Source organism: Helicobacter sp. 11S02629-2, from assembly GCF_002272875.1.
Taxonomy (GTDB): Bacteria; Campylobacterota; Campylobacteria; order Campylobacterales; family Helicobacteraceae; genus Helicobacter_I.
Map to the genome: position 1 here is coordinate 241068 of NZ_MLAN01000001.1, position 15772 is coordinate 256839.

Here is a 15772-nt window from a genome sequence, read left to right on the forward strand (position 1 = left end):
AATATCTATTATGAATAGTTATTTTGCATTATGATTGCCCTATTGCAACTTTAGCCACTTCTTACAATTAATTAAATAGTATTAAAAAACTAAAACAATGCAATAAATCTACCTAAGATATCTAACCTTTTAGCATGAGTGCAAGTAGTATCACACTCACACTAGTGCTACTTTTTATCATGACTTCTTAAAAGCATAGTCTTTGTCATAGCATGGAATCTTAAAAAGTCTTTTAAAGGAAGTATAGGCATACCACTCCACTTAGTGCCCGGTTGCAATAAGGACTTAGTAACTCCAGCTTGTGCGCCTATTTGTACAAAGTCAGCTATATGGACATGCCCGCCAACACCTGCTTGCCCTCCAAAGACTACATTACGCCCTGTTGTCGTGCTACCTGCAAGACCTACTTGAGAGACTAGTAGGTTGCTTTTTCCTAGTATGCAGTTATGAGACACGGCTATAAGCTCGCCAAGCTTAGAGTTTTCTCCTATGATAGTTTTATCAAAAACTGCCCTTGATATAACAGTATTAGGCCCTATTTCTACGTCGTCTTCTATTATGGCTATACCGTTATGAAAGATCTTTTTGTTAAGCCCAGTTTTTTTTGAAGTCCCAAAGCCAAAGCCATCACTACCTATAACCACTCCAGCATGAAGTCTTACATTTTTACCTATCAAGCTTTTATGATAGATGGTTACGTTAGGATAAAGGAAGGTATTATCACCTATTACCACACCATCACAAAGCACAACATTAGGCATGATAGTTACATTAGCTCCGATATAGACATCATCTCCTATCGTTACATTAGGCATGATGGTAGTTCCTTCTTTTACTACTAGATTCTTCCCTGCTAGTACATTTTGATGGATATCTACTCTTTCAAAACTTTTAGAATCTAAAAGCTTAAAACTAGGCTTGCTAAACTCTCTTACTTCAAAAAAGGCACTTAGGCGCGCTAAATTAAAGTGCATATCTTCAATAACTATAGTTTGCAAACCCTTTGGTGCATGTTCTAGCATACTTTGTTCTAAAAATACAGCACCAGCTTTTGTGCTAGCTAAGTCTTTTAGATACTCTTCTTGCATAACAAAAGATATATCTTTAGGGCCAGCTTTATCTAGTGTAGTTAGGTTTTCTACCTCATAGTCATGCTCTAATTTGGAATCTAGCTTTAAGATTCCTAATATCTCACTTAACTTCATCTTTGCTCCTTTTAACAAGGCAAGATTCTATCTTTAACTCCCTAGCTATACTAGTTAAAGTCAAAGCTTCCACCCTGCCCGTTATTCATACTTTCATAAACTGAGTTTACATATCTTTTCCTAGTCTCGCACTCAAAGACTTTTTCGCACTTTAGACACGAAGCTAGACCTTTTTGCCTTTGACACTCTTCAAGCTTAGCTTTTTCTTCTTTTAAAGCTATCTTAAACTTTTCATCTATAGACATCACTAACCTCTTTCATCTCAACCTTACTTCCAAAAAAGCAAGGTGTGCTTGCATGAAGACTTGGCACTTCTATATCTAGCAACCTCTTTTTACCATCACTTGCCTCCCCGCCTGCTTTTTCATAGATAAAAGCAAAAGGAAAGACTTCAAAGAGGATTCTAAGCTTGCCACTTTTTGCATCACTAGTAGCAGGATAGCTAAAGATACCACCTTTTTTACAAAGTATCTGATGTAAGTCAGCGACCATCCCTCCACTATATCTAAGTCTATAACCCCTAGCAAAAAAAGAATCTATTAGCTCTTTATGCTTTTTATCCCAGTACTTTTGAGTGCCACCTGGAGAGTTTAGCTTGCCTTTAGATTCCATTTTAAAGTCTTGGATGAACTTCCACTCTTTATCTACATAGACATAGTGCTTAGCCTCTTTTTTTGCTACTACTAGCTCTAAGCGAGGCCCATAGATAAAATAAAGCGCAGTGACTAGATTTTCCCCCTTAAGCCCACCTTCATATATGCCAAAGATAGATCCTATAGAAAGGTTAGAATCTACTAGTGAAGACCCATCTAGTGGATCAAAAGTCACTATCAAACTTGCATCTTTATTAACATCTACAAAATTAGGCTGCTCCTCACTTACATAGCCTTTAACACACTTTAGTGTTTTTAAAGCCTCTCCAAAAAGTAAGTCAGCTTTCATATCTATCTTTAAGACGTGATCCCCACTTGCATTATTAATATCTGAGTAGCCTGCAAGCCTTTCTTTTAGCATCTCGCTTAATACTACTGCCTTAGCTTTTAATACTTCTAAAATCTCTTCTATATTTTTCTCCATACTAGACATGCTTAGCCTCCTTTATTTATCTTTGTCTATGTTGCCATAAAGTTTAGTTACTGTTTTTATAACAGGATTAATATTACTATTAACCCAGTCTTCATCTAGCCACTCACTTGGTCTTACATAAAGACCTTGCACTAAAGTCTCAAGATGTACATGATCACCAAAGGCAAGCCCTGTAGCCCCACTTAAACCTAAAAACGTTCCAGCACTAAGATCTGTCCCAAGTTTTTCAACCTTAGACATATGGGCATAAAGCGTGCTAAAACCTAGCTCGTGATTTATCATAAGAGTGTGGCCATGTATACTTAAGCTTTCATTAATTGCTACGTGGCCGGCATTTTGAAGAGTAAGCTTAGTGTGTCTATGGGTATCTACTAAGTCTATGCCCATGTGCATAGCTGTGCCTATATTTTGCCCTTTAAACCAATAAGTTCGCTTATCATAAAAACTACCTACTACACGAGGATTCTTAAAAGGAGTGATTGCGTTAAAAGGCACTAAAGTGTCAATCTTATAGTTAGTTGGAGTAGCCTTATCTAGTATCTTTTGTGCATCTTGAGTGCGTAAGACTTCATTAACGTACTTAAAGCGACCTATAAAGTCACTTGGAGCGTCAACCTTATCTATACTTATTATCTCATTAATCTTTTTTCTAAGGAAAGATTCTCTAAGTCTGATATTAGACTTCCTTAGCATAAAGCCTACACTTTTGTTGAGATTTAACCTAGTAGAAGTCTTATTTAAAGCATCATCTATTGCTATTATCTTCCCTTCAAAAAAGTCATTACTACTAGGCCAAGCCATAAGGGCTATATAGATATCTTTGTCATCTAAGTGCCTATATAAGAAAGGCTTGAAGTTATTTATCCCATTAGTTAAAGTGACGCTTTTTACATTCTTACCCTTCACACTAAAAGCTATTATTGCGCTTCCACCGTTATTAATCTTAGGCGACATAGCTATGATTTTAACTTCTGGGGGCTTAGTGTCAACTATGAAATCTTTTTCTACTACAGTTTTATTACCACCAAAAAAGCCTGCATTACTCCAGTCTTTAACTTCTAGTATGTAAGTTATCTTACTTCCATCTTCTAAGTTGGTCACTTTTGGAAGATTTATATCTATATTTTTATCTTTTTTTAAAAAGATTCCATATTTTTCGCCTATGACTTTAGACTTAGAATCTAAGATCTTAAAGCTATACTCCCTTAGCCCACTACTATCAAAAGAAGTAAAACTAACTGCGTTATTAGGATTGATATACTTAGAATCTAAGGGCACTTTTTCATGACTTTGGTTAGTGACATAAAGCGTTACATTTGGCTTTACCCTCTCAAAGCTTTGACTATCAAATAAAACATAAGCAAACAAAAGTATGATGAGAAAGATAACAAATCCAATATAACGCATTAAAACCTAACTTTAAAAAATATTAGCTATAGACACATGGAAAAAGTACTCTATGACCTTATTTAAAGTAGCTAAGACTGATAGGACGTAGATGATTATTAAAACTATCCTGTGCCATTTAAGGCTCATTTTAGTTATTAAAAAGATTCCTATGCTTACGCCTATGATGCTTCCTATACCAAGGATGGAGCCATTTTTTAATACCACGTGATCAACAACGTGTAATCTTAGCAGAGATACCATCCCAGCAATAGAGCTAAATACTATAAAAAACAAAGCAACTGGTGCTATCTTCTTACTATCAAGCCCTAGCATCTTTGAAAGCAAAGGCCCCAGTATAACGCCTCCTCCTATGCCTAAAGGTATGGCAAAGATACCAGTTATAAAGCCTATAAAAAGCATGCTAAAAAATCTTTTTATCTTATTGACTTGCTTGACTATGGTTTCTTTTTTCTTATTAAAGATAAAGTTTAAAAGAGAGTAGATTCCAACTAGTAAGAAGATAAACATAAGCCATCTTGAAGGTATATAAGTTAAAGCAAGTCCACTAAAGCCAGCACCTATAAAACCACCTACCCCAACAGTCAAGCCAACTAAGATAGAAAGCTTTTTAGTTTTTAGATTAATAGCTGTCCCAAAGATAGAAGAAAAAATCATCTGCATAACTGAGATAGCAACTGCTTCAGTAGGCGAGACAAAATAAAGCATAACTGGAACTATAACAGTCCCCCCACCTATACCAAACATCCCACTTAATGCCCCTGTAACTATTCCAAGCAAAGCAAAATATACTACATCCATAATAGACTATCCTTACTTAAAGGGTTAAAACTAACCCTAAAACTCTAAATGCAAAATCCATGTTGAAATGAAAATATTTTAACCAAAAAGACTGCTACAATTAAAAAGTAAATTAAATACATAACGGAAGGCTATGCCATATTTAAAACCTCAAATCTCAATCATTACACCTTTTTATGATACTGATTCTTACTTCAGAGACTGCCTAGATTCCTTAGTCAAACAGACCTATGACAATATAGAAATCATCCTCATAGATGACGGAAGCAGTGATAAAAGCTTAGAAATAGCACTAGAGTATGCAAGAAAAGACCCAAGAATCTTCATCATCTCTAAGCCTAATGGCGGACAAAGTAGTGCTAGAAACTTAGGATTAGAGTTTATAAAAGGTACTAATTTAAGAGAGGCTTTAAAAAGTAAAGATAATGTAAACTTAACGCCTAAAGAAAGGGAGTTTTTAGACCTAGTAAAAACAAAAGCTAGCAATCACATCTACGTCGATAAAAGCGTACTAGAAACTGCTATCTCAAAGCTTCCTGAAGACTCTTTTGTCCACTTTGTAGATAGTGATGACTTTATAACTTTAGAGTGCATCAAAGACTGTGTTGATGTTTTAGATAAAGAAGTTGATATAGTCTGGCATGGTATGGGCTCTCAAGTAGAAGGCTATGGGCTAGGAGAGTTTATAGTTGACTACTACATGCAATCTTTAAGAAGATCTAGTAAAAAGATAGTTTCAACCTATCAGATTTTAAATGATATGTATTTTGGTGATCTTCCTTGGGTTTGTCATGGAATCTTTCGTGCAGATAAGCTTAATGTCTTAGATCTAAGATTTAAATACATAGAGTGCGAAGACCACCTTTTTGGGTTGCTGCTTTTTTTAAGCTGCTCTGTTGGCATAAGTGAAGAAGATTTTAAAGCACATAAGAATCTAAAGATTATAAATAAGCAAAGCTATATTTATAGGATTAGGGCTAATTCAACTTGTGATTACTTTAAAAGTAAGGATATAGGGCAAGTTCCTAAGCACTTAAAGCCTATATCTACTTACTTTAAAGACTTTAGCAAGCTTAGAAAGTACTACCATGCTTACTGCTTTTCTATAGTTTTAAATGAGCTTTTAAATAACAAAGATAGATTTGAACCTAAGACTTTTAAAAGGATAGTTCAAGTCTACTTGCCAGTAAGCCTAGGACTTAAAAGGCCTAGTATAGACCCTTTAAACGCCAAGGCTTTAGATGCTAAGGTATTAGAGTATATAAGCACTCAAGGCTTTTCTTATAGATTTATATCTACTAAACCTAAAACTGCTAAAACCTTTTATGCACTAAGAGATGGTATTTATTTTTCATTCAAGATAGCTAGAAGAGCCATCGTGCTTACTTTAATAGCCCTTGGAGTAAAAGAAACTATAAAAAGGCTTTTAAAAAAAGAAGCTAATAAAGACTTACCTTTAGAGCACTAAGACATAGCCTAAGATAACCCATGCATAAGCTTTTAAATCTTGTCATAATTAAGTCACAAAACCTTTTTACAATTCAGCCATTAACTTAAGTCTAATCACAGGAGAGTATATGAAAGGACAAAAAGATAAAAAGCCTTCCCCCCAAGAGCGTGCTAACTCACGCTACTTAGAAGAGCTACAAAAAGCAGAAATCGCTAAAAACCTAGCTAAGCAAAGCATCCAAAAAAGGCACTTTATCTCTAACTTCAACTCTCCTCTTGCAAAAGAAAGAAGAAGAAAAAGACTAAAAAAACTAAACTTCCTAAAAAAGATTAGAAAACTTAAAAAGCAGCTTAGGCGTCACAGGATAACGCTTGCTGATATCATCTATCAAAACATCTCAACCATCTTTGCGTGGATAGTAGTAATAGTGCTTTTTGCCATAGCTTTAAGCATCATAATTAATGCCATCCCTGCTTTTAGCAAGTTTGGCTTTGGCTTTTTGATATCGACTAAATGGGATTCTGGGCGAGAGGTCTTTGGTGCACTAAATGCCATCTATGGAAGTATAGTTGGTGCAATCATCGCTATGGTTATAGCTATTCCTATATCAATTGGCATAGCTATCTTTTTAACAGAGCTTGCCCATAAACATGTAAAAGTAGTAGTAGGCGTGGCTATAGAGCTACTAGCTGCCGTGCCTTCTATAGTTTATGGCATGGTAGGGCTTATCTTTTTAGTGCCACTTGTTGCCAAACTAAGCCCAGATGGCACAAGTATAGGAGTTGGAATCTTAAGTGCATCTATAGTTTTAAGCATCATGGTGCTACCTTTTATGGCTTCTTTGATGAGAGATAGCATAGATGCAACCCCACCCATGCTTAAAGAATCTGCTTACGGACTTGGAGCTACTCGCTTTGAAGTAGTAAAAGATGTAGTCTTTCCTTATGCTAAAACTGGCGTTGTAGGTTCCATGATACTAGCTTTATCTCGCGTGCTTGGCGAAACTATGGCAGTAGCCCTTTTAATAGGCGGCACACAAAAGATCCCAGCTTCCTTAATCCAGCCAGCAACTAATATCCCAGCAACCATAGCTATAAATTTTGGAGAAGCAGGAGATGGGATCTATAGCTCAAGTCTTTTTTACCTAGCCTTAGTTTTACTAGTCTTAAACTTTATAATCATATTCATAGCTAAAAAATTTATAAATAGAAAAAGGGGTTAAATTATGCATAATGCCAATCTAACAAGAAGAAGGATTATAAACGTCATAGCCCTAAGCCTAAGCTATATCTTTGCGATATTTGGTGTTTTGGTATTAATCTTTATCATAGGGGCTGTGCTTTATAAAGGCTTACAGCACTTTGGCTTGCACCTTTTTATTAATGATGACTTAGGGCCAAGGGACCCTGCTAGTGGTTTGCGTGCTGCCATAGTAGGGCAGATAATCTTAGCCATAGGTGCTAGCATCATCTCTATACCTATAGGGCTTTTAGCTGGGACTTTTTTAAGAGAGTACTGCAAGAATCAAAAAGTGCTAAACATAGTTAGGATGTGTGGAGACTTACTAAACTCCATGCCAACTATCATAATCGCCACTTTTATCTATGCCATCATAGTTGTGCCAACACATGGTTTTAGTGGCTATGCTGGAATCTTAGCCTTAAGTATCATAATGATTCCAATCGTTTTAAAAACTACTGATGATATGCTATCTCTAGTGCCTGATAACCTTAAAGAAGCAGCCATGGCACTAGGGGCTTCAAGATATAAGATGATAACCCAGATAGTTTATAGAGCCGCTAGAAATGGCCTTCTAACTGGAATCTTACTAGCCTTTTGTAGGGTAAGTGGAGAAAGTGCGCCTTTACTTTTTACAGCCAGCAACTCTCAAATCTTAACTTTTAACCCAGTAAACCCTATGCCTAGTCTTAGTATATGGATGTATAACTTTGCTACTAACCCAGAACACATCTATCAAACCCTAGGGTGGAATGCAGCCTTTTTACTAACTGCTTTCATACTAATAGTAAATATAGGCACAAGATTGCTAATTGCCAAAAAGAAATAAGGCAAAAGAAGTAAGATAAAAACAAAAGGAGAACTATCCACATGAAAGAAAACAAAAAGCAAGATATCCAAAAAGATGTGTATGGACCTAAAGAATCTAAAGTGATAAAAACTGACTTAAAAGATAAAAATACAAAAGCTAGTAAAGACTTAAAAGATAGTCCTTCTAAAGCACCTAGCAAAGAAGATTCTATATTACAAGTTAAAAATCTTAGCTTTTACTACCCACAGGCAAAAGTAGCAAGCATCAAAAATATCAATCTAAAAGTTGATAGAAATAAAGTCTTAGCTTTAATTGGCCCTAGTGGCTGTGGTAAAAGCACGCTACTAAGGTGTTTTAATCAGATACATAGTCTATATCCGGGTGCAAAGTATGAAGGTGAGATAGTCTATGAAGGACATAACATCCTAAGCAAAAAAACTGATCTAATAGACCTAAGAAGTAAGATAGGCATGATCTTTCAAAAGCCTACTCCCTTCCCTATGAGCATCTTTGATAATATAGCTTATGGCTTAAGACTTAAGGGTATAAGGTCTAAGATGGAGCTTTATCCACGTATAGAAAAAGCACTTAAAGGAGCTAATCTTTGGACTGAAGTAAAAGATAGACTAGATGATAGTGCTATGGGGCTAAGTGGGGGACAGCAGCAAAGACTTTGCATAGCAAGGGCTATAGTTTTAAGCCCAGAGATACTGCTTTTTGATGAGCCTACTTCTGCACTTGATCCAATCGCAACTAAGGCTATAGAAGAGCTAGTAATTGAGCTAAAGAAAAAAGTTACTATCTTGATTGTTACGCATAATATGCAGCAAGCCCAAAGGGTTAGTGATGAAACAGCTTTTATGTATCTAGGCAATTTAATAGAGCTTAATAAAACCAAAGACATCTTTGATAACCCAAAAGAAAAGCTTACTAAAGAATACATTGGCGGTAAGTTTGGGTGATTAAATAACGAATCTAGTTTTTATCTTGCCTTTAGGAGTGTGGTGTGCATGGCATGAAGTAGCAGTTATGTGAAGTAGTAGATATAAAACTTTTCTAATTTTATAGAATCTAATTTTTATAGTTTTAGATTCTATCTTTCAATGCACATAACACAGAGATTTATTACCACTTATTCTTACATACTCCTTATATTTATCAAAACTTGCAAAAGCAAAGTCTCCCCTAGCTTTTTGCTAGAATCTAAAAAACTCCAAAAAAGGATAAGTATATATGGTTACAAGATACGCAAGAAAAGAGATGAGTGATATCTGGAGTGAGCAAAGCAAATATGATTCATGGTTAAAAGTACAAAAAGCTCTGGTTTTAGCGTGGCACAAGCTTGGCCTTATAAGCAAAGAAGAAAATGACAAGATCCAAAAAAATGCTAGCTTTAAAATAGAACGCATTAATGAGATAGAGTTAGAGACTAAACATGACTTGATAGCCTTTACTACTTCAGTTGGAGAAAGTTTAGGTGAAGAGAAGCGATGGATTCACTATGGAATCACAAGCAGTGACTGCATAGATACAGCCCTAGCCTTACAGATAAAAGACGCACTAAACCTTATCATAAAAGACATTGAAAGCCTGCTTAGCACACTAAAAGCTAAGGCTTATGAACATAAAGATACTTTAATGGTAGGTAGAAGCCATGGCATCCACGGTGAGCCTATAACTTTTGGGCTAGTTTTAGCAAACTTTGCCAATATGTTACAGCTTAATCTTAAAAATATAAAAGAAGCCAAACAAAACTCTAGCATGGGTCAGCTAAGTGGTGCTATGGGCAATATCGCCCATACTCCTTTTGAGTTAGAATCTATGGTCTGTGAAACCCTAGACTTGCGCCCTGCCCCTATAAGCTCTCAAGTCATCTCACGCGATGTACACGCTAGGGTTATAAGTGAGTTAGCCCTCTTAGCAAGCACTTGTGAAAATATAGCCCTTGAAGTAAGGCACCTTCAAAGGACTGAAGTTTATGAAGCAGAAGAGTACTTCTCTCCCAAGCAAAAAGGCTCTTCAGCCATGCCTCATAAAAGAAATCCAGTCCTAAGCGAAAATATAACTGGACTTTGCAGGATGATAAGGGCTTATCTTATCCCAAGCTTAGAAAATGTAAGTCTTTGGCATCAAAGGGATATAAGCCATAGCTCAGTTGAACGCTTTGTCTTTCCAGATAGCTTTGTTACTGCTGATTTTATGCTTGCTAGGCTTGAAGGGCTAATCAAAAATCTTGTAGTCTATCCTAAAAATATGCTTAAAAATATGGAATTAACCGGCGGGCTAGTCTTTTCTCAAAGAGTGCTTTTAGAGTTGCCTAAAAAGGGGCTAAGCCGCGAGGAATCTTATAAGATAGTACAAAAAAATGCTATGGAAGTATGGCAAAAGCTTCAAGATGGAGAAGATGTAAAAGGGCTATTTTTAAAACTCCTTTTAAAAGATCCTAGCTTAAGCAAGTATCTAAGTGAAGATGAGATAAAAGAGTGCTTTGAGTATAGCTACTATCTTAAAAATGTAGATTCCATCCTTAAAAGGGTTTTTGGCTAGTTTTGAAGTGGCATAAAGTTTATATAGAACTAAGTGATATTTGTAATCTAGAGTGTGCTTTTTGCACGCCTAAAAAGGGTGTAAGGGGCATTATGGACTTAGGGCTTTTTACAAAAATCGCTTCTTTTTTAAAAGGTAAAACTAAGCTTATAAGCCTTCATGTACTAGGTGACCCATTAGTTTTAAAACCTCTTCTTTTAAATGAGTATCTAAGCATCGCTAAGGCAAATAGTCTTAAAGTAGACCTTGTAACTAGTGGCTTTTTTTTAGATGAAGACTACTTTAAGATTCTAAGCACTCCTCCTATCCATCAAGTAAGCTTTTCTTTAGAATCTTACTTTTTTAATAGGCATAAAACACCTAAGTACTTTGAAGTTATAAAGCATTTTTGTGCTTATAAGTTAGAGTGTAAAAGTGAAGTGTTTATAAACTTGCGTCTTTTTAGTGATAGCTTAGAAGTAGATTCTATAACCAAAGACTTTGCAAGCTTTTTTGAGTGTCTTGGCTATATAGATAAGGTAAAAAAGACAAGTCATGGTCTTAGGCTTGCCCCAAAAGTCATCCTAAAAACACATAATAGATTTAAGTGGAATGCTAAATCTGCAAGCTTAGAATCTAAAATAAAGCGAAGCACTAAGTGCCTAGGTGGTATAAAACAACTTGCTTTTTTATCTAATGGCAAGATAGTGCCTTGCTGCATGTGTGCTAACTCAGAGATAAGTTTTGGAGATGCAAGTCTAGATTCTAATAATGGGCTTAGCTTAGAGACTTTTTTAGAATCTAGAAAGTTTTTAGACTTTACTAGTGCCATGAGAAAAGGTGAGTTTATAGAAAACTTTTGTAAAACTTGCAGTTTTAAAGGCATAGCCTAGATTAGCAATTACTAAATGAAAGGCTTAGTAAAGCTTAAATGTTCTATCTTGTGTAAAAATGAATAGTCCTTAGAATCTAAAAGTTACTTAAAGTTAGCATAGATGGCATTTTTGTCAAAAAAACTTAAAAATAATCTTCTTTTTAATATACAATCTTAAAAACTCTAACAAAAAAAGGAAACTAGCATATGAAGCTTAAACAAAAAGTTTTTCTCCTACTAGCATTTATACTTAGCTTTACTTTAGTGCTTGAAGCTGCAGCCCCCGCCCCTATACAAAGTAATAATGGCATAGCTATAAGCTCAGTAGACATCGCCACAAAGATAGGAAATGACGTCTTAAAAGATGGAGGCAACGCCTTTGATGCAGCAGTGGCTATAGGCTATGCCCTAGCTGTAGTCCACCCAGTAGCAGGCAACCTTGGTGGTGGTGGCTTTGCCATCATAAGAACAAAAGATGGTAAAAACTTAGCACTAGACTTTAGAGAAGCAGCCCCACAAAAAGCTAGTGCTAATATGTATCTTGATAAAAATGGCAAAGTTATAGAGGGTGCAAGCACTGGAGGCTATCTAAGCGCTGGGGTTCCGGGCACTGTGGCTGGACTTGAAGAGTTACGCCAAAAGTATGGGACTATGAGTAGAGAAAGACTTATGGAACCTTCTATCATGCTAGCAGAAGAAGGCTATGCTATGCCACTTCATCAAGCTAAAAGTATGCAAGCTGCAAGGGATAAGTTTTTGAAGTTTGCAAGCTCTAAAAGCTACTTTTTAAAAAAAGATGGTAGTGACTATAAAGAAGGAGATCTTTTCATACAAAAAGATCTAAGTACTACTTTAAAGGCTATAGAAAAAGATGGCAGAGATGGATTCTATAAAGGTAAAGTTGCTGACTTGATAGTTAAAGATATGGAAAAAAACCACGGCATCATAACCAAAGAAGACCTAGCAGACTATAAAGTCATATGGAGAACTCCAGTTGTAGGCACTTATAGAGGCTACACTATAGTATCTATGCCACCTCCAAGCAGTGGTGGTGTGCACCTAATAGAGATGCTAAACATCATGGAAAATGCAAACCTTGCTAAGCTTGGCTTTAATAGTGCAAGCACTATAAACATCATGGCAGAAGCTATGAGACAAGCTTACGCTGATAGGTCAGCTTACTTAGGTGATCCAAACTTTGTAAAAAACATGCCTATAGATACGCTAGATAGCAAAGAGTATGCTAAAAAAGTCTTTGAAGAGATAAGAGTTGGTAGTGCTAAACCAAGTAAAGATGTAAAGCCCGGACTTGGAGTGATAAAAGCAAAACTTGTAGTGCTTCCTGAAGGTAACAACACCACTCACTACTCAGTGGCTGATAAGTTTGGCAACGCAGTTAGTGTTACTTACTCTATTAATGAAGCTTATGGCAGTGGTGCGTCCATCGAAGGGGCTGGCTTTTTACTGAATAACACTATGGATGACTTTTCTATAAAAGCTGGCGTACCTAACGCTTATGGACTAGTAGGTGGCAGGGCTAATGAGATCCAGCCTAATAAAAGACCACTTAGCTCTATGACACCAACTATAGTTTTAAAGGGTAATGATATCTATATGGTAGTAGGAAGTCCGGGGGGATCTAGAATCATAACTACTGTGCTTCAAGTTATAAGTAATGTAATAGATCATGGCATGGATATATCACATGCAGTTTATGCACCAAGATTCCACATGCAGTGGCTGCCTGATGAGCTTCGCGTTGAAAAAGACACGCTTAATAAAGACACAGAAAGACTGCTTAAAGAGATGGGCTATACTATAAGCGTACAGCCAGATATGGGCGATGTAAACGCTATAATGATCCCTAAAAAAGATGGTATCTTTTATGCAAGTCCTGATCCAAGGAAAGAGTACTAGTAAGCAAACTAGTAAACTACTCACAAAGATTGCTAACAAAACTGGAGGCTAGTTATAAGCAAAGTAAGTGCTATCTATCTTATGAGGGCTTATCTTATAAGCTTTAAAGGAAGCGTGCAAGGTGTAGGCTTTCGACCTTTTGTTTTTAACCTAGCCCTTACTTTAGGGCTTAAAGGCTATGTTAAAAATGTAGGGCTTGAGGCTAGCGTGCTTTTAGATTCTAGAACTTTTATGCTTAACTCTAATGCCTTTATAAAACTAGTTTGCAAAAACTTTAAGGTTTTAGAAGTTAGCACTAAAATGCTTTTTTTAAACACTAAGCTTTTAGAGCCACAAAGTGCTTACTTTTGGGAAGGCTTTAAGATACTAAAAAGCACCAAAGATACTTCTCCTAGCCTAACTCTTCCACTAGACCTAGCTACTTGCAAAGACTGCATGGCAGACCTTGTTAACCCCAATTCTCGCTTTTTTAACTATGCCTTTATAGCTTGTGCAAAATGTGGGCCAAGATATAGCCTTATAAACTCCTTGCCTTATGATAGAAACTCTACTACTATGAGTAAGTTTGTGCTTTGTAAAGCTTGTAAAAATGAGTATGAAAACCCAAGTGATAGACGCTTTCACGCTGAGCTTATAAGCTGTGAAAACTGTGGAGTTAGCCTAAAAGCTAGCAAGCAGGAATCTAAAAGCATAGAATCTAATAATATAAAATCTACTAAACTAGAATCTAAAAATGCACTTTTTATCTTAAAGCACGCCAGCACTCTTTTAACACAAGGCAAGATTCTAGCCTTCAAAGGACTAAGTGGCTATGCTTTAATCTGTGATGCTAGCAATATAGAATCTGTACGCAAACTAAGAGCGCTAAAACACCGACAAACTAAGCCTATAGCCTTGATGGCAGAAGTTTGCACTATAGACAAGCTAGTAGTTTTAGACCTAAAGTTAAGGCATATGCTTTTAAGTCAAGTCTCACCCATGATAATAGCACCATTGCTAAAAGATACAAAAAACTTAGCCCTAGCCTTAAAAGCAAGCCTTAAAGAGATCTCACCTACTTTTAGTCTAGCTATCACTAGGCCTTTTAGTGCCCACTTAGACTTACTTTTTAAAGCCCTTCCTAAAGACTTTGTGCTTTGCTTTACTTCGGCAAATAAAAAAGGGGCACATATAGCTAAAAATGTGGCTGAGTTAGAGGGCTTAGAAGTTGATAGTATCATCTCTTATGATAGAGAGATTAAGCAGTCTTTGGATGATAGTATAGTCTCAAGTGGTGGGAGTTTTGTGCGTGGGGTTAGGTTTAGCAGGGGGCTTGCCCCTTTTAACATGAAGCTAGTTATAGAATCTAAAGTGCTTATATGTGCCCTTGGGGCACACTCTAAGACCTCACTTACTTTTCTAAAAGGAAGTGAGTGTATCATCTCACCATATATTTCTAACCTAGATAGCTTAGATAATATAGAGCATTTAAAAGCTACTTTTGTGCACTTTTATAAAGTCTTTGGCAAGCCTAGCGTGCTAGTTTGTGATGCTAATCCTAGCTATGAAAGCACCCGCCTTGCTAAGCTTTTAGCTTGTGATACTAACACTACTCTTTTAGAGGTTTACCACCACCACGCCCACTTTATAGCCCTAGCTTTAGAATCTAAGGCGCGCTTAGATGAAGCCCTGCTGGCTTTTATCTGGGATGGCAGTGGGTTGGGAGTAGACCTTAAGCTTTGGGGTGGAGAAGTCTTTTTAGGACAGCTAAATAAAGTCTGTGATATAAAAAGGCTTTTTCACTTTAAGTACTTTTATATAAGTCGTGCTGAAAGCAGTATAAAAGATGCTTCAAAGACTGCTTTTTTTATGCTTAAAAGCTTAGGTGTTAAAACTAGTGGCAAGTTGCAATTTAAACATAGTGATATTTTAGATTCTATGTTTTCTAAAAAGCTTAACCTAATAGAAACTAGCTCAGTTGGCAGGATCTTTGATGTAGTCGCTTTTATGTTAGGGCTTATCAAAACGCTTGAGTATGAAGGGCAAAGTGGCACGCTTCTTTCAGACCTAGCTAAGAAAAGTGATACTTTTATGCATCATCCCTATCCTTATAATATAAATGATGATGAGATAGACTTAAAGCTGATGTTTGAAGCTATCTTGCTAGAGTTAGATTCTAAGTCTACTTGCTTTATCGCTAATAGATTTTTAGATACCTTAGCTGATATAGCTTTGCAAATCACACTGCTTTTAGGCGCGAAAAAGGCAAGCTTTGGCGGGGGAGTATTTTTAAATATGCTGCTTTGTGAAAAGATAGAAAGAGTGTTTAAGGCTAATAAACTAGAGGTCTTTTTCCCTTTTCTTCCAAGTGGAGACTACTCTATAAGCCTAGGGCAGGCAGGATATGCAGCCTTGTTGGATGAGGTTTAGTTTTCAAAGTTATGTTTCTTGACTTTTAGTTTTTAATAAGGTAGTAT

The 15772-nt window shown here is 36.4% G+C and carries 13 protein-coding genes; 8 read left to right on the forward strand and 5 right to left on the reverse strand.

Translation table 11 applies throughout. The features are described 5' to 3' along the window. Positions 1-167 precede the first annotated feature (167 nt). The 5 genes from lpxD to BKH40_RS01040 are packed head-to-tail and all read right to left on the reverse strand — an operon-like array spanning position 168 to position 4499. Positions 168-1205: a UDP-3-O-(3-hydroxymyristoyl)glucosamine N-acyltransferase gene (gene lpxD, locus BKH40_RS01020; protein ID WP_095276032.1), complete on the reverse strand. Its 1038-nt coding sequence runs from the start codon at positions 1203-1205 to the stop codon at positions 168-170. Positions 1206-1255: 50 nt separating this feature from the next. Beyond that, entirely contained in the window at positions 1256-1450 is a 195-nt protein-coding gene (locus BKH40_RS01025) for a hypothetical protein (RefSeq protein WP_095276034.1), read from the reverse strand. Then, complete coding sequence (locus BKH40_RS01030) at positions 1437-2282, reverse strand: class 1 fructose-bisphosphatase (protein WP_095276153.1); 846 nt, start codon at positions 2280-2282, stop codon at positions 1437-1439. Before BKH40_RS01030 ends, BKH40_RS01025 begins: the two co-directional genes overlap by 14 nt. A 21-nt stretch (positions 2283-2303) precedes the next feature. Next, complete coding sequence (locus BKH40_RS01035) at positions 2304-3698, reverse strand: M23 family metallopeptidase (protein ID WP_095276036.1); 1395 nt, start codon at positions 3696-3698, stop codon at positions 2304-2306. A 12-nt stretch (positions 3699-3710) separates the two neighbouring features. Then, on the reverse strand, positions 3711-4499 hold the full coding sequence (locus BKH40_RS01040; protein WP_095276038.1) for a sulfite exporter TauE/SafE family protein: 789 nt from the start codon (positions 4497-4499) through the stop codon (positions 3711-3713). A gap of 133 nt (positions 4500-4632) precedes the next feature. Here BKH40_RS01040 and BKH40_RS01045 point away from each other — a divergent pair, with 133 nt between their 5' ends. From BKH40_RS01045 to hypF, 8 genes are all read left to right on the forward strand, one after another. Beyond that, positions 4633-5967, forward strand: coding sequence for a glycosyltransferase family A protein (locus tag BKH40_RS01045; protein WP_095276040.1), 1335 nt, complete (start codon positions 4633-4635; stop codon positions 5965-5967). A 109-nt stretch (positions 5968-6076) separates the two neighbouring features. Then, positions 6077-7171, forward strand: a complete 1095-nt coding sequence (gene pstC, locus BKH40_RS01050) for a phosphate ABC transporter permease subunit PstC (protein WP_095276042.1) — start codon at positions 6077-6079, stop codon at positions 7169-7171. Between the two features lie 3 nt (positions 7172-7174). Further along, complete coding sequence (pstA, locus tag BKH40_RS01055; protein WP_095276044.1) at positions 7175-8017, forward strand: phosphate ABC transporter permease PstA; 843 nt, start codon at positions 7175-7177, stop codon at positions 8015-8017. A 41-nt stretch (positions 8018-8058) separates the two neighbouring features. Beyond that, positions 8059-8961, forward strand: coding sequence for a phosphate ABC transporter ATP-binding protein PstB (gene pstB / locus BKH40_RS01060; RefSeq protein ID WP_095276046.1), 903 nt, complete (start codon positions 8059-8061; stop codon positions 8959-8961). A gap of 271 nt (positions 8962-9232) precedes the next feature. Beyond that, positions 9233-10546, forward strand: coding sequence for an adenylosuccinate lyase (purB, locus tag BKH40_RS01065; protein WP_095276048.1), 1314 nt, complete (start codon positions 9233-9235; stop codon positions 10544-10546). Between the two features lie 92 nt (positions 10547-10638). Then, complete coding sequence (locus tag BKH40_RS01070; protein WP_143428438.1) at positions 10639-11418, forward strand: radical SAM protein; 780 nt, start codon at positions 10639-10641, stop codon at positions 11416-11418. A 188-nt stretch (positions 11419-11606) separates the two neighbouring features. Next, positions 11607-13316, forward strand: a complete 1710-nt coding sequence (ggt, locus tag BKH40_RS01075; RefSeq protein WP_095276051.1) for a gamma-glutamyltransferase — start codon at positions 11607-11609, stop codon at positions 13314-13316. A gap of 81 nt (positions 13317-13397) precedes the next feature. Then, entirely contained in the window at positions 13398-15725 is a 2328-nt protein-coding gene (hypF, locus tag BKH40_RS01080) for a carbamoyltransferase HypF (protein WP_095276052.1), read from the forward strand. The last annotated feature ends 47 nt before the right edge of the window (positions 15726-15772 follow it).